Annotated in this window: 16 protein-coding genes, 9 pseudogenes and 3 riboswitches; of the genes and pseudogenes, 21 read left to right on the forward strand and 4 right to left on the reverse strand. The window is 37.5% G+C overall.

Annotated elements, in window-relative coordinates; genetic code table 11:
- Positions 1 to 6: 6 nt before the first annotated feature.
- From recO to JCM21531_RS05385, 15 genes and pseudogenes are all read left to right on the forward strand, one after another.
- Positions 7 to 752: pseudogene (gene recO, locus JCM21531_RS05320) on the forward strand (DNA repair protein RecO).
- Between the two features lie 86 nt (positions 753 to 838).
- Positions 839 to 936: riboswitch (cyclic di-GMP riboswitch) on the reverse strand.
- A gap of 395 nt (positions 937 to 1,331) precedes the next feature.
- Positions 1,332 to 1,994, forward strand: a complete 663-nt coding sequence (locus JCM21531_RS05325; RefSeq protein WP_038288019.1) for a PilZ domain-containing protein — start codon at positions 1,332 to 1,334, stop codon at positions 1,992 to 1,994.
- 203 nt (positions 1,995 to 2,197) lie between these two features.
- Positions 2,198 to 3,361: a cysteine desulfurase family protein gene (locus JCM21531_RS05330; RefSeq protein ID WP_038288021.1), complete on the forward strand. Its 1,164-nt coding sequence runs from the start codon at positions 2,198 to 2,200 to the stop codon at positions 3,359 to 3,361.
- On the forward strand, positions 3,358 to 4,536 hold the full coding sequence (gene thiI, locus JCM21531_RS05335) for a tRNA uracil 4-sulfurtransferase ThiI (RefSeq protein WP_038288024.1): 1,179 nt from the start codon (positions 3,358 to 3,360) through the stop codon (positions 4,534 to 4,536). The genes JCM21531_RS05330 and thiI overlap by 4 nt, the downstream gene beginning before the upstream one ends.
- Before the next feature lie 366 nt (positions 4,537 to 4,902).
- Positions 4,903 to 5,690, forward strand: a pseudogene (locus tag JCM21531_RS20755) (VanW family protein); the annotation flags it as partial.
- A 120-nt stretch (positions 5,691 to 5,810) separates the two neighbouring features.
- Positions 5,811 to 6,035 (forward strand): G5 domain-containing protein, encoded by a 225-nt coding sequence (locus tag JCM21531_RS20760; RefSeq protein ID WP_243467270.1) that lies wholly within the window; start codon positions 5,811 to 5,813, stop codon positions 6,033 to 6,035.
- Positions 6,036 to 6,062: 27 nt separating this feature from the next.
- Positions 6,063 to 6,737, forward strand: a complete 675-nt coding sequence (locus JCM21531_RS05345) for a DUF2225 domain-containing protein (RefSeq protein WP_038288026.1) — start codon at positions 6,063 to 6,065, stop codon at positions 6,735 to 6,737.
- Between the two features lie 304 nt (positions 6,738 to 7,041).
- On the forward strand, positions 7,042 to 8,022 hold the full coding sequence (locus JCM21531_RS05350) for an AIR synthase family protein (RefSeq protein ID WP_038288027.1): 981 nt from the start codon (positions 7,042 to 7,044) through the stop codon (positions 8,020 to 8,022).
- A 255-nt stretch (positions 8,023 to 8,277) separates the two neighbouring features.
- Positions 8,278 to 8,805 carry a YegP family protein gene (locus tag JCM21531_RS05355; protein WP_038288028.1) on the forward strand — a complete coding sequence of 176 codons (528 nt, stop codon included), beginning with the start codon at positions 8,278 to 8,280 and terminating at the stop codon, positions 8,803 to 8,805.
- 26 nt (positions 8,806 to 8,831) lie between these two features.
- The gene (locus JCM21531_RS05360; protein ID WP_038288030.1) at positions 8,832 to 9,014 is read left to right on the forward strand and encodes a hypothetical protein; all 183 of its coding nucleotides are present in this window, start codon (positions 8,832 to 8,834) and stop codon (positions 9,012 to 9,014) included.
- A 20-nt stretch (positions 9,015 to 9,034) separates the two neighbouring features.
- Positions 9,035 to 9,307: pseudogene (locus JCM21531_RS24320) on the forward strand (zinc dependent phospholipase C family protein); the annotation flags it as partial.
- A 1,340-nt stretch (positions 9,308 to 10,647) separates the two neighbouring features.
- Positions 10,648 to 10,842 (forward strand): annotated as a pseudogene (locus JCM21531_RS24325) (PLAT/LH2 domain-containing protein); the annotation flags it as partial.
- A 48-nt stretch (positions 10,843 to 10,890) separates the two neighbouring features.
- Entirely contained in the window at positions 10,891 to 11,394 is a 504-nt protein-coding gene (locus JCM21531_RS05370) for a PLAT/LH2 domain-containing protein (protein WP_243467265.1), read from the forward strand.
- A 267-nt stretch (positions 11,395 to 11,661) separates the two neighbouring features.
- A riboswitch (glycine riboswitch) is annotated at positions 11,662 to 11,743 on the forward strand.
- 3 nt (positions 11,744 to 11,746) lie between these two features.
- Positions 11,747 to 11,833, forward strand: a riboswitch (glycine riboswitch).
- 150 nt (positions 11,834 to 11,983) lie between these two features.
- Positions 11,984 to 13,220: pseudogene (glyA, locus tag JCM21531_RS05380) on the forward strand (serine hydroxymethyltransferase).
- 146 nt (positions 13,221 to 13,366) lie between these two features.
- On the forward strand, positions 13,367 to 13,561 hold the full coding sequence (locus JCM21531_RS05385) for a PspC domain-containing protein (protein ID WP_038288036.1): 195 nt from the start codon (positions 13,367 to 13,369) through the stop codon (positions 13,559 to 13,561).
- Between the two features lie 98 nt (positions 13,562 to 13,659).
- On the opposite strand, the gene JCM21531_RS05390 is transcribed toward JCM21531_RS05385, so the two are convergent.
- The 4 genes and pseudogenes from JCM21531_RS05390 to JCM21531_RS05405 all read right to left on the reverse strand — a co-directional run bounded on the left by JCM21531_RS05390 (position 13,660) and on the right by JCM21531_RS05405 (position 19,571).
- Positions 13,660 to 16,314, reverse strand: a complete 2,655-nt coding sequence (locus JCM21531_RS05390) for a DUF4129 domain-containing transglutaminase family protein (RefSeq protein WP_243467266.1) — start codon at positions 16,312 to 16,314, stop codon at positions 13,660 to 13,662.
- Positions 16,260 to 17,468 carry a DUF58 domain-containing protein gene (locus JCM21531_RS05395; protein ID WP_243467267.1) on the reverse strand — a complete coding sequence of 403 codons (1,209 nt, stop codon included), beginning with the start codon at positions 17,466 to 17,468 and terminating at the stop codon, positions 16,260 to 16,262. The genes JCM21531_RS05390 and JCM21531_RS05395 overlap by 55 nt, the downstream gene beginning before the upstream one ends.
- A 70-nt stretch (positions 17,469 to 17,538) precedes the next feature.
- Positions 17,539 to 18,494: pseudogene (locus tag JCM21531_RS05400) on the reverse strand (AAA family ATPase).
- Between the two features lie 123 nt (positions 18,495 to 18,617).
- A complete protein-coding gene (locus JCM21531_RS05405; protein ID WP_038288038.1) occupies positions 18,618 to 19,571 on the reverse strand; it encodes an L-lactate dehydrogenase in 954 nt (317 codons plus the stop codon).
- 235 nt (positions 19,572 to 19,806) lie between these two features.
- On the opposite strand from JCM21531_RS05405, the pseudogene JCM21531_RS05410 reads away from it, so the two are divergent.
- The 6 genes and pseudogenes from JCM21531_RS05410 (at position 19,807) to JCM21531_RS20775 (ending at position 26,357) form a co-directional block, all read left to right on the forward strand.
- Positions 19,807 to 21,047: pseudogene (locus tag JCM21531_RS05410) on the forward strand (competence/damage-inducible protein A).
- 75 nt (positions 21,048 to 21,122) lie between these two features.
- Positions 21,123 to 22,700, forward strand: a complete 1,578-nt coding sequence (murJ, locus tag JCM21531_RS05415; protein ID WP_038288041.1) for a murein biosynthesis integral membrane protein MurJ — start codon at positions 21,123 to 21,125, stop codon at positions 22,698 to 22,700.
- Between the two features lie 100 nt (positions 22,701 to 22,800).
- Positions 22,801 to 23,852: pseudogene (gene recA / locus JCM21531_RS05420) on the forward strand (recombinase RecA).
- Positions 23,853 to 24,123: 271 nt separating this feature from the next.
- On the forward strand, positions 24,124 to 24,744 hold the full coding sequence (locus tag JCM21531_RS05425) for a regulatory protein RecX (protein ID WP_038288043.1): 621 nt from the start codon (positions 24,124 to 24,126) through the stop codon (positions 24,742 to 24,744).
- Between the two features lie 350 nt (positions 24,745 to 25,094).
- Positions 25,095 to 25,709, forward strand: coding sequence for a hypothetical protein (locus JCM21531_RS20770; protein ID WP_243467268.1), 615 nt, complete (start codon positions 25,095 to 25,097; stop codon positions 25,707 to 25,709).
- Positions 25,710 to 25,761: 52 nt separating this feature from the next.
- A pseudogene (locus JCM21531_RS20775) lies at positions 25,762 to 26,357 on the forward strand (rhomboid family intramembrane serine protease).
- Positions 26,358 to 26,715 lie beyond the last annotated feature (358 nt).

Genomic DNA, 26,715 nt, shown 5'->3' on the forward strand with positions numbered 1-26,715 from the left:
TAGAGAATGAGTTATTTAAAAACATCAGGAATAGTTATAAAAGAAGTTAATACAGGAGAAGCTGACAGGATAATAACTATATTTTCTAAAAACAAGGGAAAGATGTCTGCTTTAGCAAAAGGTGCAAGGAGACCGAAAAGTCACCTGGTTGCAGGGACACAGTTGTTGTGCTATAGTGAATTCGTGCTTTTTAAAGGTAAGGATATGTATTCTGTCAATAGTTGTGATGTTATAGAGTCATTTTATGATATTCGAAACGATCTTACAAGGTTGACATATGCAGCCCATATGATAGATATAGTAAATGACGTTATTTTGGAGAATCAGCTGCAAGCAGGTTGCTGCAGCTTTTTTTAAACTCATTGCATATGCTTTCGAAAACGGATAAGTCCCCGTTGCAAATAGTAAGAATATTCGAGTTAAGACTTCTTTCGATGATTGGATATGCACCATGGGTGAGTAGCTGCACTGAGTGCGGAAGCACCGTCTTTGACAGTATGTGTTTCAGCTTTTTAAAGTGCGGTTTTTTATGTACCAAGTGCGGGGAAAAGGATAAAGGAGCATTAAGGATATCAGAAGGTGCTGCAAAAGCATTAAATTATATAGTGCACAGTAAAATGAACGCTTTGTTCAGTTTCGAGGTATCCGGAAATGTTTTGGAGGAACTTGGCAGAGTGTCGCAAAGATATATGAGGGATAGACTGGAGAAGAATTACAACAAGCTGGATTTTATTAAGACCTTGACAGTGTAAAGTGTAAAAAAAAGGGCGGTATAAGGAAATATCTTATGACCTATTTCCTATTAAAATTTATTTTAAAGAGATTAAACAGGACTTTTAATGGCAGCCTGGCAATCATAGCTTTAAATTATTAATTTAAAACGTTAGACCCACGGCTTTGCGTCATCACCTTTCAGTGATTTTGCCCTGTTTCATAAGTCACAGTTTATATCTCCTTATACCTTTTTCGGGAGGAAATATTGAACTATATATTTATTATAACACAGCATTTATAAAAAATAAAGAGGCATTCGAGTACTATTTTACGATTTTCTTATAAAATATTACTATTCTTAAAAAATTCAATAATAGTCTGTAATTTAAAAGTAAATAATGATATAATTAAACTATGAAGATTTTTCTGTCATTATTTATCCCAAGTGTTTTAATAGTTTTTGGTTTATTGTGAAATAAACATTCTATGAGGTTTTATTTCTTTAAGTCTGTTTTGGGGAAAATGGGTGTAAAGTTTATTTATCATAAGTCTGAAATTGTAATTCTTGATGGTAGTTATTATTGACGTTTGGAATTCAACTCGGAAGGAGTGGAAATATGACAAAGTATAATCTGGATGGGGGTACCGGACTGTTTAACGTCTTAGGAATCAGAAGTCATACAAAAGTCATTAAGCCAGGTTCTGGAGTTGACATAAAACATTTTAAAATGTTTGAATACATAAATGCCGAAGTTCTTGCAAAAAAAGACGATACAATAAAGGTAGAAGCAAAGGATATTGTGAAAGAGACCCTTTTCTTTCCCGGTGATCACGTTGTCGTAAACTATTCCAATACCAATGAACTTTATGTAATGGATGGAAGTATTAACTACGTTTATAATATAAATCCTCTGCTTGTTGATGTGAAGATAAACAAAGTTGAAAAATTAAATGATTTGAGAAAGCATGAGAGATTTTATGTAAGCCTTATGGCCAATATCAGAGTATACGGTACTTCCAAGCTTGTTTTTGCCGTTGTCAAAAACATGAGCTCCGGAGGCATAAAGATAAATTGCAACGATCAGCTTACGACGGAAGATGTTCTTGAGGTGGAAATTTTACTGGACAGGACGAACAAACTTGTTTTCAGTGGAGCAGTAGTGAGGAAAAACAAGGTGAGGGATTATTTTGAATACGGTATTGAGATAAGGGGTATATCGGAGAATAACTTAAAATGCCTTTATCACTACTTAAAATGGCTCGATTCGGATTATAGATAATTTTTCATATGAGGAAATCGGTCTTTCCGGTTTTACGGAAGGACTTTTTTATATGCAATTTTTTAATATTTCTTTTAAAATTGCAGATTTTATTGGTTAAACTATATATTGTATGTTAGAATATTCTAAAGTGTAAGTCTTAATGATGAACTGAAGTGTTATAAAATACAGTAAGTTAAATGAGACTAAGGAAAGGAATTGAGATGAGCAGGGAAATTTATCTTGACAACAGTGCCACTACAAGGCCGTATGATGAGGTTATAGAGTTTGTAACTCATATAAGCATGAATGTTTACGGCAATCCTTCTTCACTACATACCAAAGGGATTGAAGCCGAACGAATGGTGAGAAACGCGAGGGAGATTGTTGCAAAATCTTTGGGAGTATCAAGGGATGAGATTTATTTTACGTCCGGCGGAACCGAAGCCAATAATCTTGCTATTTCCGGATATCTTTATGCAAATCCCCGAAAGGGAAAGCATATTATTACCACAAAGATTGAGCATCCTTCCGTTATGGAAGTATATAACAACTTATCCCAATACGGATACAAAGTTGATTTTATAGATGTTGACAAAAACGGTATAGTGATTGTTGATGATTTGCGAAAAAAAATAAATGAAGAGACTTCTTTGATAAGTGTAATTTATATTAATAATGAGACTGGTGCGGTTCAGCCTGTTGAAGAGATCGCAGAGATAAAAAACAGTTTAAACAGGGATATAGTGCTGCATGTGGATGCGGTTCAGGCATACGGAAAGATAAAAATTGCTCCCAAAAAACAGGGAATTGATATTTTGACCATGAGCTCCCACAAGATTCACGGACCTAAGGGTGTAGGGGCTTTATACGCCAGCCGTGACATAAAACTAAAACCGGTTATCTTTGGCGGAGGGCAGGAGAGCCAGTTGAGATCCGGTACTGAAAATGTTCCGGGAATCTGTGGTTTTGGGGCTGCGGTTGATATAACCTTTAGGACAATAGAGGAAAGTGCCGGGCGCTGTGAGAATTTAAAAGCATTGCTTTTAGACATGCTGAAGAGAGAGGTTGAGGATGTGGTTGTGATATCTCCCGAAGGAGCATCGCCTTATATTCTGAATGTCTCTTTTTTGAATGTCCGTGCAGAGGTGCTGCTTCACCATTTGGAGACAAAGAATATATTTGTGTCAACAGGTGCAGCCTGCTCTTCCAGAAAGCAGGTTTTAAGCCATGTGCTAAAAGCAATGGGAATTAAGCCTGAAATAATTGAAGGGGCGATTAGGTTCAGCTTTTCGTCCTTCAACACCGAAGAGGATATAATAAAGACCGTGGAGGCTATTAAAGATATTTTGCCGAAAATTAGAATAAAACGTGGAGGAAGAAAATGAAGAAGGTTATTTTGGTAAGATATGGTGAAATACTTTTGAAAGGCTTGAACAGGCCTATATTTGAGAGTAAGCTCGTAAGTAACATAAAAAGGGCTATTCACAAGCTGGGCAAGGTGTCTATTACCAGATCGCAAGCAAGGATATATATTGAGCCTGAGGAAGAAAATTATGATTTTGATGAAGCTTTAAAGCTCTTATCAAAGGTTTTCGGAATCGTATCCGTAAGTCCGGTGTGGAAGATAGATTCGGATTTTGAAGTTATAAAAGAGTATTCTGTAATCATGGTGAAGGATCTCATAAAGCGGGAAGGATATAAAACCTTTAAAGTTGAGACAAAGAGGGGAAATAAGCGTTTTCCCATGGATTCGCCCGAGATAAGCAGGGAATTGGGAGGACATATTTTGAGAAATATTCCCAGACTCAGTGTTGATGTGAAAAAACCAGATTTTATTTTGTATGTGGAAGTAAGGGAGTTTACGTATATTTATTCGGAGATAATACCGGCGGTTTGCGGAATGCCCCTTGGCTGCAACGGAAAGGCAATGCTTTTGCTTTCGGGAGGTATTGATAGTCCTGTGGCCGGCTGGATGATAGGAAAAAGGGGTGTTGAAATAGAGGCAGTGCATTTTTACAGTTATCCTTACACTAGCGAAAGGGCAAAAGAGAAGGTTATTGAACTGGCAAAAATTCTTGCTTCATACTGCCAAAAAATAAATCTTCATATTGTACCTTTTACCGATATACAGTTGGAGATAAATGAAAAATGCCCCCATGAAGAATTGACAATAATTATGAGAAGAGCGATGATGAAAATAGCCGAAATAATTGCCAAAAAGACAGGGGCTCTGGCTCTTGTGACCGGAGAGAGTGTCGGACAGGTTGCAAGTCAGACAATGCAAAGTCTTGCGGTTACAAATGCAGTGGTAAGTCTCCCGGTTTTCAGGCCCCTGATAGGTATGGACAAAAATGAGGTCATAGATATTGCCAGAAAAATCGGCACTTTTGAGACATCGATTCTTCCTTATGAGGATTGCTGCACGGTTTTTGTTGCAAAGCATCCTACTACCAAGCCGAAGATGGAAAAAATACTTATTTCGGAAAGCAAGCTGGATATGGAAGATTTGATAAGCAAAGCAGTGGAAAATGCTGAAGTTTTGACAATAACCGGGGATTAAAGCAAAATTAAAAAATAAAGTTTGAAATGTATGTAATAATATATCAACAAGCAACAATATCTATATAAAGAGATGTTCGATTGAAGGATAGAATCAATTGGCATAGAAGGTATGGATATGTTGCTTAATTTTTTATCAAAAAACAAAAATAAAATTTTAATCATTGCAGTAAGCAGCTTTCTGCTTATAACTTTAGCTGTTTCAATCCGTATTATGGTTGTCTTAAACAGAAAAACCTTTTACGATGGTGTCGTCATTGAAGGGATAGATGTCTCGGGGCTGAGTATTGACGAGGCAAAGGAGCAGGTAAAAAGAAAACTTGACGGGATTGTGTATGGAAACAGTCTTTTACTAAACTACGAAGACATGTCATGGAAGATTGGACTTTCGGACATATCCTACGGCTTTCTTGTGGATGAGGCAATAGAAAGAGCCTATTCAATAGGAAGAGAGGGCGGAGTTTTTAATAGGCTTAAAACCATAAGGGGCCTAAAGTCTAATAAAAAGAATGTTCTTGCGGAAGTGGTCTTTTCGAAATCACAGCTTGAGGAGTATATTACCAGCATCAAAAAGCAAGTGGATGAAAATGCGAAGAATGCAACTGTAACCTATCAAAACGGCAAAATTGTGTTTGATAAAGAGATTATTGGACGATTTATGGAAGTTGACAAAAATGTGGATTTATTAGAAAATAAATTATTAAGGAGAGATTTATCGTCTTTTGAACTTGAAGTCAAAAAGATTTATCCGAGAGTTTTGTACAAAGATATTTCTCATATTGAGGAGGTAATTTCCTCTTTTTCTACTGTTTTTAATTTATCCAATGTTAATAGAAGTCATAATATTAAACTTGCATGCGAAAGAATCAATAATAAAATATTGCTTCCCGGTGAGATATTTTCCATGGATGCCTCTTTAGGGACAAGAACAAAAGAAAACGGCTATAAAGATGCACCTGTTATTGTTAAAGGCCGTTTAATTGAAGGAGTCGGAGGAGGTGTATGTCAGGTTACGACTACGCTGTATGTTGCAGTGCTCAAGGCAAAGCTCGATGTGTTGAGAGGGTGAAGCATTCAATGCCTTTAGGTTATGTGGAACCCGGGCAGGATGCGACAATATCGGAAGGCTATATTGATTTTAAATTTAGGAATAACACAGACCGTGCCTGCCTTATAAGCGCGTCGGTTGTCGGAAACAAGATAGTCATAAAGCTGCTTGGAGCAAAAAGTGATTCTAAGCGTGATGTAAGGCTGAAATCTGTTGTTGTAGAGCGTATGTCTCCTCCGGCAGATGAGATAATTGTCGACAATACATTGCCTAAAGGAGCGGTCGAAGTTGAAAGAGAACCGGTACAGGGTATGAAAGTGGTGGTTTACAGGGAAACTTATGAAAGCAATAAACTAATTGAAAGAGAAAAAATATCCGAAGATATTTACAAACCGGTACAAGGCCGCAAAAGAGTAGGCCCGAGTAACAACGATGTTGCGGAAGACGGATAATAAACTATAAAAAAGAGGGATGAATTAATGCTTGATTCACTGTATAACAAAACTGTAGTATGTCCTGTATGTCAAAATAAAATTGAGGTTACAAAAGTTAAATCAAAGGATTGTGTTATTGCATCCAGGGATTCGGATTTTTGCATTTATTATGAAAATGTAAATCCGCTTTTCTATGATGTATGGGTTTGCGAACACTGCGGTTATGCGGCACAGCAAGAAAGATTTGAAAATATTTCGCCGATTGAGGCAAAGATAGTAAAAGAAAATATTTCTAAGTATTGGAAACCTAGAAGCTTCTGTGGGGAAAGGGATATTGAAAAAGCCATGGAAGCTTTTAAACTTGCGCTTTATAACCTTTGCAAGACCAGCGCAAAACCGATTGAGTTTGCAAAAGTATGCTTACGAATCGCATGGCTCTATAGAATGAAAAAGGATGAGCGTGAGATAGAATTTTTAAAATATGCTTTGAGGTACTATAGTGAAACCTATGAAAGTGAAACGTTTCCTGTGGGGAAGCTTGATCAGTATACATGTATGTATCTGATTGCAGAGCTGAACCGGCGTGTGGGAAAATATGACGATGCCATATCTTGGTTCAATAAGGTAATAAGCTCTCCTGAAGCTAGAGCAAATAAAACATTGATGGATAATACCAGGGAGCAGTACCGTTTGGCAAAGGAAGCCAAGGAAAAAGGGTAAAAATTTCATTTTTTGATAAATTAGATCTTTATATTTGTTAAAAATTATGATATACTTATATAAACATAGATATATTGCAAAAAAGATTTTGCAAAAGCAGTTAAAGCATCTGCCTTTTCAGGATAGAAGCTGAACTTTTCTCAACATATAAATCAATGTATATATTTTTAATATCCAAAATCAATGTAAAATGGTTATTGTAAATAATATAGATTTTTTACGTGGAATTAGCCTGTGTAAAGTGTACAAACTTTAGTATTTTTATACAAGTTAACTTGTCGACGGAGTTGCAGCGGAGGTAAATATGGAGATAGGTAAAGTTCCGAACAGTGTATTAACGGAACTGATAATAAATAAGATTAGGGCGAACAGAAAAGAGATACTCATAAGACCAAAGGTAGGCGAGGATTGCTGTGCTGTGGATTTCGGCAAGGATGTTTGCGTTCTGTCGTCCGACCCCATTACAGGTGCTGTTAGCGAGGTGGGGCGCCTTGCCGTGCATGTATCCTGCAATGATGTCGCTTCGTGCGGTGCCGAGCCGTTAGGCCTTCTTATGACAATTCTTGCACCGGAAGGTACCGAAGAAAAGGATATCGAAAGTGTCATGACTCAGATTATCGATACTGCCAATTCTTTGAATGTCGATATTATTGGGGGGCATACCGAGATAACTACTGCCGTAAACAGGATAGTTATAATCAGTACTGCCGTAGGAAAGGTATTAAAGGATAAGCTGGTTACCACATCGGGGGCAGAGCCTGGAGACGATATTATTGTTACCAAGGCTGCGGGTATCGAAGGAACGGCTATTATAGCCCATGACAGAGAAGAAGAGCTGGTAGGCATAATTGGTGCGAATGCTGTGGAACGGGCTAAAGCTTTTATAAATGACGTAAGTGTGCTCAAGGAAGGAATTATAGCGGGATCCTTTGGAGTAAATTCAATGCACGATGTGACCGAGGGAGGTATACTAGGAGCTGTATGGGAAGTGACAGAAGCCTCGGGAACCGGAGCTGTGGTATATAAAACCAAAGTTCCTGTGAAAGATGAAACACAAAAAATCTGCAAAGTTTATGGAATTGATCCTTTAAAGCTTATATCAAGCGGTTGTATGATAATAACCTGCAAAGACGGTCCTGCACTTGTAAAAGAGCTTGAAGATAATGGAATAGAGGCGGCTATTATCGGAAAAATAACAGCCGATTTGGATAGAAAGCTTGTTTATGAGGATAATCAAGTCATTGATATTTGTGAGCCGGGTTCGGATGAGTTATATAAGGTTTGACAAAACGATTCATATAATAGCAATAAAGCATAACTTTGCAATCCAAGAAAATTTTTTCACAACTCAAAAATTTTTCTTTAAACTGAAGTCTTGTAATATCATAAAATAATATTTTTTAGCAATATAATAAAGTTTCTAAGGAATTAAAAATCTAACTGTTCTTGTTTTTGAAAACACTATCAAATCAAGTTTCTTAGCTTTCCCAGAGTATATTTAATCATATCTAATTTGCCGAGAAGGCAGAAAGGAGGAATTATGAGTAGTTGGGTTGCAGTTGTAAGAGAAGAAAGTACCGCAGGTAGCTACTATTTTACGATTCATACACCGGAGGGGCAGTTGATTATGAAATCAGATTCGTATAAGGAGCGTCGAAGTGCTGCTAAAGGTATTTTGACCTTGAAACTTGCTCTTGTTAACAAAAAAGGTTCGGTAGTGATAAGCAAGAGAAATAATCTGTATTATTTTAACGTGTATGCTGGAAACGGAAAGCTACTGGCAAGCAGTGTGGAATTTGACAGTCGTGAGCAATGCGAAAAAGAAATTGAAACGGTTAAGAAGATGTTTCAAAAAAAGGGGGCCTCTCTAGATAACCGGAAATCAACCCGGGCAAAAAGTGTACCGCTCGATTCTAAAGTGGTTGATTCGCTGTACAGTTTAGATGCCAATAAACGTGAATCGGATAGAGTGGGCTTTAGACAATGGGAAAACGAAGAATTCTGGTTTAATAAAAATAACGGAATAAAAAACAATTTCTTTGCAAAACTAATGGGATTCGATAAGTAAAAAACTAAATAAATGGAGGTGTACATATGAAACCAAAAGGGCATATATTGTCGGCAAATTTACTTCGAGATGAACTGATAAAAAACAATGGGTGCCTTTATCTTGAAGAGTACGAGAACGGAAAGATGGTAAGAAAAGAATACAAAGTACCGGATATGTTTTATAGAGCTATAAAAATTGTCCTACATATTTTCGCGGCGGTGCAGTAGGACCGGACTTCTTTCCTGATATTTTTGAAGGGCAGGGGGGGATACACCCGAGAGATTCGGGCAAATGGCTTCCCTATATGCAAGAGAAGCTTTTAACCTACTCCCCGGCAGATAATGATTTTAATGAAGCGTTGGCTTTTTATCTGGGATATATGATACATTATGCTGGTGATATGTTTACACACGATTATGTAAATGATTATGCCGGCGGTCCATTCCCTGAAATCTCCAGCATTTTGGAAGCGGTTGATGATTGGAAAAAAATAAGTCTGGATAACCCCATATTCCAAAAAATCAGAATTATCATTATACATTTCGCAATAGAAACTCATCTGGATAATTTAATAAGCTACGACCATTCTGAGGATGATTTCCGCATTGACATTCCTATAAGCTTTCTTCGAACCTGTTTTGCAACGCGGGGCGCTATAGAGGAAACAAATGCATTGAAAGGAAAAAGCGGGGTGTCGAAAGGGAAATTTACAGATTTCAACTTTTTGGAGCGTTTTGTATTCTATTATGAGAGGCTTCTCGAAGAAAATGCTCAAGGGGGATCGGTATCCCTCACTGATATTACGGAAAGAGGAGAGTATATTGAAAGATGGCTTAGGGTTTGGGGCGAATTTACGCAGAGAATAATCGACAAAGGTTTCTCGGAAGCATGGTCTGACTATAAACCGGATTTTATTGATTTGCTGGCTAATTATTTGTGTAGTTCGGAAGAGGCAAGAAATACTTGGGAACTCTTTTCTTCAGTTGCAAGACTGTTCTCTGATTTATCAATCCCTTTCATTGATGTAATAAGTGAAGAGATTGAAGATATTATTGAGGACAAAATACTCCTTCCTTATGTTCGTCCCATTGCGGCGTATATTACCGGCAGAGACCCGAAATATATAGATGACTATGATGAGGCCATTGAAAGCATTAAAGAGCATTTCGCCAATCCTGCAAAGCTCTTCCTTTCATTGGGAATGAATAATCTTCAGCAAAAATTGGAGAAGGAATGGGGCGAATTCTGGAAAAAGAATGACTGCTTTGACCAGCCGTTTCCCGAATTTAAACGCTGTTTGAACATGGGGAAACTATGCCTTATCGGAACTGACAACATAAACAAAATAATAGACAAGTATTATGAAAAACCAAAGGCAGGCGAGCCTGATTGCGAGAAAACGGAGATTAAGCTTCACAAGCACACCTTACAGTGGTCATTGCATGAGATTATGGTTGTTGCCACGACTGCAAAGTCAGGAAACGCAAGTACTACAAGCAAGGTATTCTTTGGTTTGAAAACAAGCAATAATATGGAAGATAAGGACTTTGAAATACAATTGAATAGTGGACTGGTGGGACTGACAATACCGGGAAGTTGTGCGCGTGTACACCATATTCTGCCGTCGGTGGTGCCTATATCAAGCATAAAGTCTTTTACCCTTCGTCTTGCAGGCAGTAACCAATGGAAAGCAGAGAATATATATGTAATTGATGTAAGAACCGGTATCATGCTTGCAAAAGCATCCAATATTACGCTGGATGGTGGAAAGACCATTGAAATAGGTGTATTAGAACATCTTGAGGATGCATATTGCCAATTGCAAGATGGGGCTACAAGAGTAACTACCATAACTGGCTTATGGTTACTATCAAAACCAGCAGTGACTTTGGTTCGGGAACGGACGGAGATGTTATATTTAAAATGGAGACAACTCAGGGAAATGTGGAACATGTGCTCGATAAAAGTTTTTACAATGATTTTGAAAGGGGAGATCTCGATACATATCCCTTTCAAATTCGCAACCCTATAGATTATAATGAAATTAAGAATTTTTATATAAGAAAGAGGGGTGGAAGTGATTGGAAGCCTGAACATATAACTGTGTGTGATCGTAGAACCGGAATATGTCTGGCTCATCACAGATTTAGCGGAAAAGTTACATCGGCGTGGACCCTTGTTCCCTTTGACAGGACATACATGGACAATTTTATAAATAGGGACGAGGGTTTGGGAATATGCAGGCTTCAGGTAGTGATAAAAACAAGCAACGATTTGTGGTCCGGAACTGATGATAATGTATATATGGAGATAAAATTTGACGACGGCGAACACAAAGTTTATCTTAATACGGATTGGCACAATGATTTTGAAAGAGGAGATGTCGACACTTTCAATATTAATCTGCCTAGAAGGGTTCAAAAGTCTTCTATCAAATCCTTTGAATTCTATAAAAAAGGAAGCGACGATTGGAAGATAGAATGGATAAAAATAAGTGATATAGAGACAGGAGAAGTGCTTTGTTATGAGCAAGGCATTAACCGGAAGCTGAATTTATCGGGAGAACGCGTTGTTATATCAAGCGGTTATTGGAACGACCCTGTATAGATAGATATGGATTTGGCATACAGAGCTAAATCCTGAAGTAAAGTCATTTCCAAAAGCATATTCTTATATATTTAAACACTAACCGGGATAGCTTGAAAATCAAAGCTTATTCCGGTTTTGATTTTTTGGTTTGATTTTGCAGAAAATTAATTTTAAAGGTCTTGGGTAGAGATAATGTTTATGCTTTGGCCGCGCGTTTGTCGAAAATAGTTGTTGACATAGTAGGAAATTATTATTATAATTTTATTGGTTAAGTGAATAAAGCGGATGATTGTCATGGGAGAGTCATTGGAGATATTCCGATGCACCGAAGGAGTGATACTTTCAGGTTTGTGACCATGGCCGGACGCACCTCTGGAGAGACCGTAAAGGCGCCGAAGGGGCAAATGAATGGTTCCGTAGAGGACGATTCAGAAATCTCTCAGGCAAAAGGACAGAGAAGTGTTTTTATTTTTATGGGCTAATATAGTTTGGGACTCCTTTTTTGCCAGTCTTTTCGGAGGTCAAATCCTTTGGATTTGGCTTTTTCTGTTATTTTAATTCATATTAATCGGAATTTTATGTTCCCTTAATTTATAGGAGGTTTTTTATGTATTGTTTGAAAGAAGTATCGAAAATCGATCCCGAAGTTGCAAAGGCAATCGAACTTGAGATTAATCGTCAGAGAAATAAGATAGAACTTATTGCATCTGAAAATTTGTCAGTAAAGCGGTAATAGAAGCAATGGGTACACCGCTCACCAACAAATATGCTGAAGGATATCCGGGAAAAAGGTATTACGGCGGCTGTGAATATGTTGATATTGTTGAAAATCTTGCTATTGAACGGGCTAAAAAAATATTCGGAGCAGAGCATGCAAATGTTCAGCCTCATTCAGGAGCTCAGGCAAACATGGCTGTGTTTTTTGCAGTTCTGAATCCCGGGGATACGATTCTTGGAATGAACCTTTCCCATGGGGGCCATTTAAGCCATGGAAGCCCTGTAAATATGTCCGGAAAGTATTTCAATGTTGTATCCTATGGAGTAAGTCAGGAAGATTGCAGGATAGACTATGAGGAAGTGAGAAAGCTTGCAAAGGAGCACAGGCCCAAACTTATAGTTGCAGGTGCCAGTGCATACCCCAGAATAATTGATTTTAAAGCTTTCAGAGATATTGCAGACGAAGTTGGCGCATATTTGATGGTGGATATTGCCCATATAGCAGGACTTGTTGCTGCAGGACTTCATCCGAATCCTGTTCCTTATGCCCACTTTGTTACTACTACCACTCACAAGACTTTGAGAGGTCCGAGGGGCGGACTTATACTGTGCAGCAATGAGTATGCGAAAATGATTGACAAAGCTGTATTCCCTGGAATACAAGGTGGTCCGTTGATGCATGTTATTGCAGCAAAAGCGGTAAGTTTTGCTGAAGTGTTGACCGATGAATTCAAACAATATCAGAAACAGATAGTAAAGAATGCAAGTACTCTTGCCAACTCCTTGATGGAAAAAGGTATCAACCTTGTTTCGGGAGGAACGGACAACCATCTTATGCTGGTTGATTTGAGAAATAAAGGTCTTACAGGCAAGTACGTTCAACATATTCTTGATGAAGTATACATTACCGTAAATAAAAACGGAATTCCTTTTGACCCTGAAAGTCCGTTTGTTACCAGCGGTATCAGAATAGGTACACCGGCTGTTACAGCAAGGGGAATGAAGGAAGAGGATATGTTGAGATTGCAGATCTGATTAACCTCACTATAACTGATTATGAAAATTCAAAAGATGCCGTAAAGGAAAGAGTAAAGGCTCTTTGCGATAAATATCCTCTGTATGAATAAAGTTTTACCGATAAGAAGACACCGGAGAAAAATTTCCGGTGTCTTTTTTCAGACAAAATAAATGTTTTGGCGTACTTATATAATAGCACTATGCGGTATAAAATACCGGTTTGCTATACTGATAAAATTTGGGAGGAGGATCCTTTATGAAGAAAATGTATCTTTCGGATTCAGATAAAATTATTGGCGGAGTGTGTGGAGGGGTTGCTGAATATTTCGAGATTGATTCTACTCTCATAAGGCTTATTACTGTGGTAGGTACCGTTTTCACCGGATTTTTCGCCGGTATTATTATTTATATTGTTGCAATGGTTATAGTGCCCAAAAAGACCTTCTTTTAAAGTCCGTCTTTTGAGAAAAGTTTATGGAGAAGTTATAAGTTAAGAGACTATAGAGGCTTTAAAGTAAGACTCTATAGTCTCTTGACAATCGGAGAATTTCATATCTTTCCAAGTATATGTGCAAATAAGAAGTATTTTATGCGTCCCATGGAGCTTCGTGTTTTTGAAATCATGGGCTCATAAAATTTCAAAACACAAGTCCTGTCTGTTTCGGTTACTTCATTGCGGCTGTATCTGGCTTTTACAAATACGGTAGCAACATCGATAAACTTTCCTGGTGCAAAGTAACCATAATTGTCAAGCCTTTTGGCATATTCAAGCGGGGTTTCTCCCGAACGTACAGGCATGTACTGGTATAAAAGATGATTTAGGTATATTTCGTACAATTTTATTACTGCCTCTTTAGGCGGCATATTTAAGATGGACTTAAGCTTGCGGTTTCGCCTGATTTTATTGATACCGATGATAATCAGCACCAGAGAAACAAAGCCCAGTAATGTCAAGACTATAATCAAGACGGTAATAATAAACGGATTTTGGCTTTGAACAGGTTGGGGAGCCATGTCAGGCTTGTTGCCTTCATCGTTATTCTGATTTTGAGAATCGTTAGCGGTTTGAGGAATCATTCCGCTTGTGTTGTGTACAAAGCCTCCGGAACTGTAAAACAAATCTTGCTGATAGACAGGAGTCGGTTCAAAGGCAACCCAGCCAAATCCCTCAAAGTAAATCTCCGGCCAGGCGTGAGCCTGTCTATTTGTAATTTCATACACATTTCCTTTTGATTTTGAAGGGAGAACGAATCCCTCAACATACCGGGCAGGAAGTCCTATACTGCGTGCAAGAATTACCATGGCAGAGGCAAAATACACGCAATAGCCTTCCTTTTTATCAAACAGAAAGTAATCTACAAAATCCCTGTCAGCTGGTGAATCTCCCGGAGTCAGTGTATAGCTGAAGGTTGTCGAAAGATATTTTTCAATTGCTTTTGCCCGGTCAAAATTATTGGTTTCGCTGTCGGTTATTGATAGGGCAAGGTCTTTTACTCTTTTAGGCATCTCGTAAGGTATCTTGAGATAAGTATCGTAAATATAACCTGAATTGGAGTTTAATGATTTTAGCTCATACAGTTTTTTTACATATTTTGAATCGTTAAGTTCGTTAACGCTAAATTTGATATAGTGTTTTAGATTTTCGTTGCCAAAAATGCCGTCAAGATTCCATTCATCTATGAAAACAGTAACGAGATATTCATATAACAGGTCACTTAAAGCCATATCTTCCGGAGCATTTCTTATTATATTTTTTAATGAATATTCATATGTTGTTTTCCAAAGTTCCGAATGATGAAATCTTTCCGCTTCATCCAAGAGTTCCTTTAAGTACTCGCTGTAGAAATATTCATAGGTTTCATCGGTCAGTCTGTTTAGCTCAAGGCTGTACAGGCCGCGGGTACTTTGCCTTAGAAGTTTTTTGAAATCTTCGCTGGCAGTGTTCAGACTATAACTGTCAAAGGAATAGGTGAAATTCATATTTAAAAATTTATCGGAGGTAAATACGCCATCTTGGTTAATTAATACTATATCGTCTATGTTGGGTGAAAATATAAAGTTTTCCGACTTTAACGGTACAAAAAGGGATTTGGTTCTTATATTCGTGTACTTTACTTTCACATTGCGTTTTGAAATAATGTCGGGAATAATTTCGTCGGTTTCCGCAAATTCATATATGTTGCCGTCTGGGTCTGCTTTGCTGGCAAGAAGGGGTAAGCCCGTTTTCATTTCTATTATGTCAAGGCTCATTTTGTTTAAACTGTCTATAGAACTATTGACTAATTGTAAGTTGGTCCAGCTGTTTCCTGTGTATAAATCGCATGCCCGGCCTCTAAGATAAATACTTCGGTCGGTTGTAACTTCCATTATCTTAATATCATTCGGATTAATATTTCCGCCTAAATTCTCATCATTTTCAAATCCGGTGGAGTAAAAGGAAAAATAATCTGAGTCAAAGCCGAGGGGGTTTTTGCCGTGAATGCTTAACCAAAATTGATTGTAAAAGCTGTTGAGTTTGTCATCCACCATTTCCATTCGATGGGTTTGGATCTTACAGGTATTGAATTTGTCAGAAAGACTATGAGGATGCATATGGGGGCGATTCCAATTATAAATCCCGATGCTGGTAAAATCGTTATTTGAGCTTTCCAAGCACTTTTTTTTGTATATATGCATTAAGTAGTAGGTGAGTATTGATGCAACAAAGGTATAGAAAGATATATAAGCATGAGGCATGAAGAAATCCAGTATCCACTGGGATACGAAAATAATTGCTCCGCTTGATGCAATAATTATAAAGTTGAATTTTTTTATAGTGAATATAAATACAAGCAGTGTCAGCGACACAGCAAGGAAGACGGTGATGAAAAAAGGGAAGTAGTTGTCCGGAAGTAAAACCTCGTCATTAATATATTTAATAAGCCATTCGAAGGGTTGAATGATATATACCAAATCTCCTTTGGCAGCTAAGAATATAGTACCTGCCGCCAGAGAGGATATTATTATCGGTACACTAATTTTTGAGACGGACCTGTTTGCAAACAGCACCGAATATATAAAAAGAATGAAAGTTACTAGCCCCAAGATATAAAAAGACGAATAAGGAAAACTAAGTGTGGTAGTAAGGGGATAAACCAGGCTAAAGCTCATTAGAGCTGCCAGAATGAAATTGGCAAAATAATCAAGCAATCTTTTGGTATCCATGTTTTGAATCGCCTCACCTTTTGCAAAAATGTTCTATCTGTGTTCCAGGACATTTTTATGTCATCTTCCGTTTTTATTTTATAAACCATAACTCCAATTTCCAAAAGCTCATTTAATATGCTGGTTACTTCGGAAGAAACGGTATTTACAATGTACTCCGAAGAAACATAAACCAGGTTGATGTCATAACCCATAAGTTTTGTTTTGTAAATTTCGTCATAGAGCTCATAATTTAAATTAGACGTAAAAAGAAGTATCGAGGTCCTTTTAAGAATGTTGTTTTTTACATAAATACTGAGCACGTCTTTTATATTCATATCATTTTCAAATTTAATACCGGATAAAATGTTGTAGATTTCTTCAAATTCCAACGCATTTTTTGCCTCGATATCGATAAATCCTTTGCTGTAATATACAAGATTTATCGGTATCCAGTTGCTAAGGCAATAATAAGTTACAGCGATAGAAGCCTCAATAAGCATATCTTCAATTACAGAGTTTTGCTCAAAGGAATAGCTGTTTTTATTAATATCCAGTAAAATCACCGAGCTTACTTGGGATGTACTTTCAAAGTTTTTTACAAGAAGTTCGTTCATTTTTGAAGAAAGCTTCCAGTGTATTTTCTTTATGCTGTCGCCATATATATATTTCCTTGTGTCGGAAAAGGTCATGGTATTCTCAATCCGACTGTTTGACAGGGCATGAGACTCCGACAGATAGTCTGTTTTAAGCTTTATGCTGTCCAGCTTTACCAGACGGGGAAATACTGTAACATTCTTTGTGGAAATGGGTTCGTGGGTAAATTTCACGATACCCAGGTAGTCTTCAAATTCTATGCTTTTTACTCCAACTAAAAAATCTCCCCTGTATTTACAGCAAAGCTTGTAGCTGAAAGTTTTTTTCTTAAAAGGAAGAAGAGAAAAGCTTTTTGACTCAAATTGGTTTGCAAAAATTGTGTCGCTATTATGAAAATTAATTTTAATGTATGGATAGAGAAAAAAATCTTCATTGTTTATTTTTAAGGTGTAGTTTACTTCATCACCCTTCATAACACGACGTTTGTCAATCTCCTGGATATATTTAAATCTGACAAAAGCAATAGATGTAATGGCTATGGAGACAAAGGGCAGCAGAAAAACAGTGTAAAACAGCATATAAGGAATCTTACCCCCATAGAAATATATAAATAGCAAAGACGCAACATATAAAATTGAATACAAAATTCTATTTTTTACCATGCTTATTCACCGTAGGAACACTAACAGATTTTATTATAGTATCAATTATTTCTTCAGATGATATTTTCTTAAGCCTTGCTTCCTGCTTTAGTATAATCCTGTGGGAAAGCACAGGTATTGACATGAGCTTTACATCCTCAGGTATTACAAAATCTCTTTCATTGTATAAAGCCCATGCTTGTGAAGCCCTATATAATGAAAGGGAACCTCTGGGACTTGAACCTAAGCTTATATCGGAATGGGAACGTGTCCGGCTTACAATTTCAACTATATAATTGTTGATAGATTTGTCAACGTAGATCTTTCTAACATCATTTTGGATGCTCAGTATATCGCTGCTGTCGGCCACCGGTTTTAGGGATTCCATAGGGTTTTCGTCATGAAATCTTGAGAGTATCTCCGATTCTTCAAATTTCTCGGGATAACCTATGGAAACTTTCATAAAAAACCTGTCCAGCTGTGCTTCGGGAAGGGGATAGTGCCGAGATATTCTATGGGGTTCTGAGTTGCCAGCACCATAAAAGGTCTGGGCAGATTGTATGTCACACCGTCAACGGTCACCTGTTTTTCTTCCATTGCTTCAAGAAGACTTGCCTGCGTCTTAGGAGAGGTTCGGTTTATTTCATCTGCAAGTATTATTTGGCTCATAATGCTTCCGGGATGATATTCGAATTTACTTTCCTTTTGATTGTACATGGTAAAACCTGTGATGTCTGAAGGAAGAGTATCCGGTGTAAACTGTATTCTTTTAAATGAAGCATTCACAGACTTTGCAAGAGATGATACGATGCTGGTTTTACCCACACCAGGTACATCTTCAATCAAAACATGCCCATCGCAGATGAGAGACAGCAATATAAGTTGAATGGATTTCTTTTTTCCTACAATGACCTTCTCAATATTTGATACGATTTTATTTAAAATTTCAATTGATTTCTCCATAACTTTTCCCCCGATACATAAATTCCTATTTTTTAAAAACGGATTCCATACTACAAATTATATACCAAATAATATATTTATCAATGAAAAAGTTCTCCTTTTCCTAAAAGAAAAGGAGAACTTTCATATATCCAGTGTTTTTATTATTTCTTTTAAAGTATTTCCTGACTTTCTGAGAAGATGAATTTCTTCTTCGCTAAAAGGAACATTCAATATTTCTTCGATACCGTTCATACCTACAATCGTGGGTATACTGAGGCATACATCACTAAGGCCGTATTGTCCCTCCAGAAAGCTCGAAACGGTAAGTATTGAGTTTTCGTTTCTTACAATTGCTTCAACGATTCTTCTTACGGCAAGGGCTACGGCATAGTAGGTTGCGCCTTTGTTGTTGATGATTTCGTAGGCTGCATTTTTTACACTTTCATATATTTCATGTCTCGAAATCTGTTCTTTGCACTGATGGCAATCGTCACAGTAGCGATCCATGGGAATTCCTGCGATATTTGCAAGACTCCAGGCAGCAACTTCGGTGTCGCCGTGCTCCCCAATAATATAGGCATGCACATTCCTTGCATCCACTTTTACGTGCTCACTTAATAGATAACGGAATCGGGCAGTGTCCAAAACAGTTCCGGAGCCTATTACTTTGTTTTTGGGAAAACCGGATAATTTGTAAGTTACATAGGTTAAAATATCTACCGGGTTTGTTACTACCAGAAGAATACAGTCGTTATTGTATTTCACAACTTCGCTTACAATGCTTTTGAAGACCGCGGTATTCCGTTTAACAAGATCGATTCTCGTTTCACCTTCTTTTTGGTTGGCACCGGCAGTAATAATCACTATATCGGAACCTGCACAGTCTTTATAATCGCCGCGATAAATGTCCACAGGCCTTACAAAAGGCATACCGTGGTTTAGATCCATAACTTCGCCGTCAGCTTTTTTTGCATTTATATCTATCAGTACAATTTCAGAGATAAGTCCGCTGAGCATTAGTGTATATGCGGTTGTAGAACCCACAAATCCTGCTCCGATAACAGTTACTTTTTTAATCACTCTATTGCTGTTCATACTTTTCCTCCCTATTGAATATCTCTTTAATAATTAGTAATATTATACCCTACTTGATGATTCTAAGTCATTAACTTTTGTAAGTTTTATATGTGAAAGAATTGAATTCTGCGAAGATTTTATTGGTATTATGTATGCTGTTAAAATCTTTGTTTTAAACTTATTTCATTACTTTTATTTTACTACACGAATTGATATAATAAGTTACAAAAAGTTTAAATTTAAGGAGTTTTTTATGAATGCAGAAATATTAGCAGTTGGAACTGAGCTTTTAATGGGGCAGATAGCAAATACCAATGCCCAATACATATCCAAAAAGCTCAACGATATTGGTGTGAATGTGTATTATCACAGTGTGGTGGGAGACAATCCCATAAGGCTAAAAGACAGTCTTCTTGCAGCACTAAAAAGGAGCGATCTTGTGGTTATGACCGGAGGACTCGGCCCTACTCAGGATGACATTACAAAGGAAACTGTTTCGGAAGTTTTGGGAAAAAAGCTTGTTTTACACGAGGAGAGCCTTGAAAGGATAAAAACTTTTTTTAACAGGATAAACCGGAAAATGACGGACAACAATGTCAAGCAGGCATATCTTCCGGAGGGGTGTATAGTGGTTGAAAACAATAACGGCACAGCTCCGGGCTGCATTGTTGAGAACAATGGAAAGATTGTGGTAATGCTTCCCGGTCCTCCGCCGGAGATGATACCGATGCTTGATGATACTGTTATCCCATACCTTAGGGAAAAATCGGAATACAGGATAGTGTCAAAATATCTAAGGGTGTTTGGAATAGGGGAATCCCAGCTTGAAGAGTTGATTATGGATTTAATCGACAAGCAGGAGAGGGTTACCATAGCAACATATGCAAAGGATGGACAGGTGACTGTAAGGCTCACCGCGAAATCAAAGAAAGAGGACGAGGGACTTTGCGAAATACTTCCTTTGCAGAATGAGATAGCTTCAAGGCTCAAGGATGCACTGTACAGCACGGAAAATGAAGAACTGGAGTTTGTGGCATCAAAAATGCTTCTTGACAACAACATTACAATAGCAACTGCCGAATCCTGTACCGGAGGCTGATTTCTACAAGGCTTACCGATATTCCGGGGATATCAAAGGTTTTTAAAAGGGGTATTATATCCTACAGCAACGAATCCAAGATAGAAAACCTCGGGGTCAGGCCTGAAACTTTGGAAAGGTACGGTGCTGTCAGCAGTCAAACAGCAATCGAGATGGCCGAAGGTGTAAAGAAAATTGCATCAACGGATATAGGGATTGCGGTTACGGGGATTGCAGGTCCTGACGGAGGCACTGATGAAAAACCGGTGGGCTTGATCTATATTGCCCTTGCCCATAATTCGGGAACGGAAACAAGGGAGCTTAGGCTAACCGGAAACAGAATAAGAATAAGAAACATGACGTCGCTTAATGCTTTTGATATGATAAGAAAATATGTTATGAAAATGAAAGGATAAAAACGTTTTCTATTATTAATAAAAAGTCAGAAGAAAACAATAAAGGACGAGAGAAGAATCTGGGAGGATATACATTTGGAAAAGAATAAAAAACTTACCAGTGCTGCTCTTATTGTCATGTCATCTATAGTAGTAAGCAGAATCACTGGTTTTTTAAGAGAAATGCTGGTACCGAACCTGATAGGGGTTAATGAAGAGGGGGATGCTTATACTATTGCCTTCAGAATCACCGGTTTAATGTATGACATGCTGGTTGGAGGTGCAGTATCTGCAGCCCTTATACCTATTTTGTCCGGTTATATTGCCAAAGATGATGAAGAGACGGGATGGAAAGTGGTGGGCACGTTTATAAATGTTGTTATTGTTGCAATGGTTATAGCGTGCTTTTTGGGAATCTTTTTTGCGCCCCAGTTGGTTTCGCTCATTGCTGTGGGGTTTGAGACCGATGCCCAAAAACAGCTCACTATTGACCTTATAAGAATACTTTTTCCTTCGGTTGCTTTTCTTATGATGGCAGGACTTTGCAACGGGGTTTTAAACTCCTACAACAGGTTTGCCGCAGCAGCATACGGACCGTCGCTTTACAACATTGGAAGCGCTTTGAGCATAATTGTATTTAGTAGCAGCAAATGGGGTGTAAGAGGCGTCGCCTTTGGGGTAATGGCAAGTTCACTTATTTACTTTTTGTTTCAGTTGTCCTTTGCTGTGAAAAATCTTAAATTTTACAGATTTAGATTCTATCTGAAGCATCAGGGCTCAAGGAAGCTCTTCAAGCTTGCCGTACCTTCTTTGATATCCTCGGCCACTGTACAGATAAATGCGGTAATCACCGGCACCTTTGCAACATTGTTTGGTGTTGGCGGGGCAACTGCACTGAATATCGGAGACAGAACCTGGCAGCTTCCCTATGGGGTGTTTGCCCAAGGCATGGGTATAGCTATGCTGCCTTCGCTGTCTTCAAATATTGCGAGGGGAGAAGTGGATGAGTATAAGAGTACTCTTATGAAGGGTATTAAAACAGTATTGTTTTTCACCATACCGTCCGGTGTCGGCTTTATTGTGCTAAGAGAGCCGGTAATCAGAACCATATTTAAATTTACAAACCGTTTTGATGAGGGAGCTGTAAGCGTTGCGGGAAATGTTCTCATGTTTTTTTCCATTGCGCTTTTGAGCCAGTCCATTGTAACTATAATAAACAGGGCTTTTTATGCAATTAATGATACTCTCACCCCTCTTTTGATTGGGGGAAGTACTATAATAATTAACATACTTTTAAGTCTTGTGTTTTATAATTTTACCGGTCTTGGTGTTGCGGGAATGGCCCTGGCTTATTCCCTTGCCAGTGCGTTAAATGCTTTTCTTCTCTTATCAATTCTCAGTAAAAAAATGAAGGGAATTTATCTGGACAGGCTTTTGAAATTTCTTTTGAAGGTTGTGCCTTCGGCTCTGATAATGGGAATGGTTCTTTTTATTGCAAACACTTATTTTGCATTAGATACCGGCACCAAGGTTATGCAGCTATTTAATTTGCTTTATCAGATAGTTCTAGGTGCACTGATATATTTTGCTGCTGTGCTCGCACTTAGGGTGGAGGAGGCATTACATTTTAAAGATTTGGTTTTATCAAAGCTTATTAAGACAGTAAAAAAATAAAACCCTTTTTGTGTAAAATAATTCAAAAGTTATTGACTATATGGTTGCATTAATGTATAATTATTAAGAACACATGTTCGACATATAGGAGGATGATTAAATGATTGAGAAGAAGAAAGCTCTTGAGATGGTTTTGGGACAGATAGAAAAGCAGTTTGGTAAAGGTGCGGTTATGAAGCTGGGGGAGAACACCCACATGAATATAGAGACCATTCCCACCGGTGCTTTGGGACTTGATATTGCACTGGGTGTCGGAGGGGTGCCAAGGGGAAGAATAGTTGAAATATTTGGCCCTGAATCATCAGGTAAGACAACAGTTGCTTTGCATATTATTGCCGAGGCGCAAAGAGCAGGCGGTGAAGCGGCTTTATAGATGCCGAGCATGCTTTGGACCCTGTGTATGCAAAGAACCTGGGAGTCAATATAGAAAATCTTATTGTTTCACAGCCGGATACCGGAGAGCAGGCTTTGGAAATAGCGGAGGCTCTTGTAAGAAGCGGAGCGATTGACGTTATTGTAATTGACTCGGTTGCAGCTTTGGTGCCAAAAGCTGAAATTGACGGTGAAATGGGAGATGCCCATGTAGGTCTTCAGGCAAGACTTATGTCCCAGGCATTAAGAAAGCTTTCCGGTGTTATTAACAAATCCAAGACGACAGCAATATTTATAAACCAGTTGAGAGAGAAAGTAGGGGTTATGTTCGGTAATCCTGAGACCACACCGGGAGGACGAGCTTTAAAATTCTATTCTTCTGTAAGGCTTGATGTCAGAAGGATAGAGTCCATCAAACAGGGAAATGAGATAATAGGAAACAGGACAAAGGTTAAGGTTGTTAAAAACAAAGTTGCTCCTCCTTTTAAAGAAGCAGAGTTTGATATTATTTACGGTCAGGGTATTTCAAAAGAAGGAAATATTTTGGATGTTGCGGTAAATCTTGATATTGTAAATAAAAGCGGCGCATGGTTCTCCTACAGCGGTCAAAAGATTGGACAGGGAAGGGAGAATGCAAAGCAATTCTTAAAAGAAAATCCTGAAATATTAAAAGAAATAGAAGGAAAAATCAGAGATAACTATAACCAAGCATTTCTGATGAGTATTAATGCTCACGTTGAAACTGATGATGACGAAGTAGATTTGGAAGACGAAGAGTAGTTCACAAAATAAAATTTGTAAGTATTAGAGACGGTATAATGCCGGCCGGGTATAATTTGGCGGGAATGTTGTTTGGGTGCATATCATACGATATGTACCTATATATTTTATAATAAGAATTTTACGCTTGTTTTGGGCATTATATGTTGCGAAAAATTCAGTTTTATGGAAATTCTTTTTCGCAACATATATAGATTTTATGAATTACATTATAGTATAATTATAGTTAGGATTTTTTGTCATTCTCAGGAATAATGTATTGGTGGTATGTATGATAATTACTTCAGTGCAAAAGGATACGAAAAACCGGGGGATGCTTTCTGTTTTTATAGACGAAGAATATGCTTTTTCAATACCCGAAGAAGACTATCTTCGGTTATGTCTTTATGACAAAAAAGAGTTGTCAAGTGATGAAATTGAAGAAATTAAAAAAAATGTCACTCAAAAAAGTGCGAAGTATAAAGCGATCAAATACCTGTCATATAAATATGTGACAGAAGCAGTATTGTCGGAGAAGCTTCGAAAAGACGGATATGATGAGGATGTAATTTTTAGTGTTGTAACCGAGTTAAAATCCATGGGATATATAAATGACATGATATATGCACAAAAGTATGTCTATGATAGAATGAAGCTAAAACCCAAATCTAAAAAAATGTTGAGAATGGAGCTTATTCAAAAAGGTGTATCCGGTGAAATTGCAAATCAGGTATTGGAAGAGTTGGATTTTGACGAGGATGTTGTGATAGAAAGGTTAATAAGAAAAAAATTTGGTAAGTATGACATGAAAGAACCTAAAATCGAAAGAAAAATATATTCTTTTTTGCAGCACAAAGGATTTAGTTTTGAAGATATAAGAAGAGTTTTACGCACGATAACGGATTCCGATTAAGTTTACGTTCAAAAGTTTGTATTGATTCTTGTCTCTTAAAAGAATTATTTTAACTCAAAATATTATTACAAACCCCAAAAAACCGCTTTATTTTAATTAAAAACGTGATATAGTAGAGGTATATTTTGCGCGATATATGTAAACTGTGATGCAAGAATAGTTCATAATTGCTGTATTTTAAGACTGAAAAGCGATGATGGTTACATAATTTAAATCATCATCGTTTTTTTGCGTTGCAGTTGGTAAGATAAAAAATAATAGAATAAATAATGAATATGGATATGTAGGAAAATAAGAAAGAATAATTTATAATTGTAATAAGGTCTATCAATTGAAAGGAGAACACGGAATTGATTATAAAAATACTGAGCAGATTATTGATTGAAAGAGGAAACTATGTTCCTGTTACAGATGAAAAGGGAGATGTAATTGTAAGTGAAAGCAGGGCAGTACTTCAGAGATACGGTCCCGAAGGATATGTCATTGCAGAACTTGTAAACGGCGATTTGCTCTCTCGAGAGCAAATTAGAACAGGACTTGAAATGACCAAAGCAAGACTTATGCAGATAAAAAAGGAAGTGAGCATCTATTATTTTAAAGTTTTTTTGTTTTCATCGGATTTGTCTGAGGAGAAGCTGGAGATTTTAGCATCGGAGGAATATAATAAAAAATTTGATGGGAGTCATTTGTGTTGCATGAGTGTAAATATTGAAAAGCAGGAATTTCTCAAGTATTATAAATATCCCGGTATAAACTTCGGCATTGATAATCAAATCAGATACTTTTTCAGCAAGGACTTTGACAGTAACTACGGCAATGTTGATTTCAAAGAATTGGTGAATAAAAAAGAAAGGGAGTATAAAATTGATATAAAAACTGAAAAGCCATGGATAACCTACATTCTCATAGCGGTTAATATTGTTATTTGGTTAGTTTTGGAAATATATGCCAGGACTAAAGGTTGATGCGACAAGCCTGTTGATAGATTTTGGGGCAAAAGAAAATGCGCTTATAATGATGGGGGAATACTGGAGATTTTTAACTCCCGTATTTTTACATAACGGTATTACACATCTTGCGGTAAATTCCTATTCTCTTTATATTCTGGGAACTACGGTTGAGCGATTGATGGGAAGAGGAAGGTTTTTGTTTATATATATTATGGCCGGCTTATGGGCAGTATAGCAAGCTTTATCTTCTCAATGGCACCGTCGGTAGGGGCATCGGGGGCGATATTTGGTCTGCTGGGTGCCTTGATTTATTATGGAATTGAGCATCCGGCATTGTTTAAAAGAGGTTTTGGAAAAAGTATATTGATGACTCTTGTACTCAACATTGTATACGGTTTTTCAGTTCCTAGGATTGATAATTTCGGACATTTTGGAGGATTGATAGGAGGATTTTTGGCCTCGGGAGTTGTTGGTACTCCTTTTTCACGAAGGTCTTTAAAGAAGAGAACGGCATTTACAGCGGTTATGGCTGTGCTTTTGTCCATATCGCTTTATTGCGGATTTACCAATAGCCAGAACCGGTTACTGGAAAAATGCAAATTAATCCGTCATTTTTACGACGAGCAAAACTGGCAGAGTGCGAAATTGTTGGTGAGGAAATAATTAAAATTGGGCCTAAGGATAAGACTATATTATCTGATACTCTGTGGATTTTATCTGCGGCTGAAGTTTACCAGGGAAAATATGATGAAGCACTGGAACATGCTCAAATGCTGGTAGAGGTTGAACCTGAAATAGGGCATTATCTTATAGAGCTTATATATAGGGAAACTGAAGGTGTTCAAAGAGAGGAAAAATAATTTAGTGAAGCAGTAAAAATTGATCCGGGTTTAAGTAATATGGTTGATAGTATGTTGAATACAATTAAGTAGAATAGATAAAGTCACAATATCAATTTGTTTTGAATAAATTTAAATTAAATTGCTGAATTAATTATAAGATAAATGTAATATATTTTAAT

This window comes from Acetivibrio straminisolvens JCM 21531 (assembly GCF_000521465.1).
Taxonomy (GTDB): domain Bacteria; phylum Bacillota; class Clostridia; order Acetivibrionales; family Acetivibrionaceae; genus Hungateiclostridium; species Hungateiclostridium straminisolvens.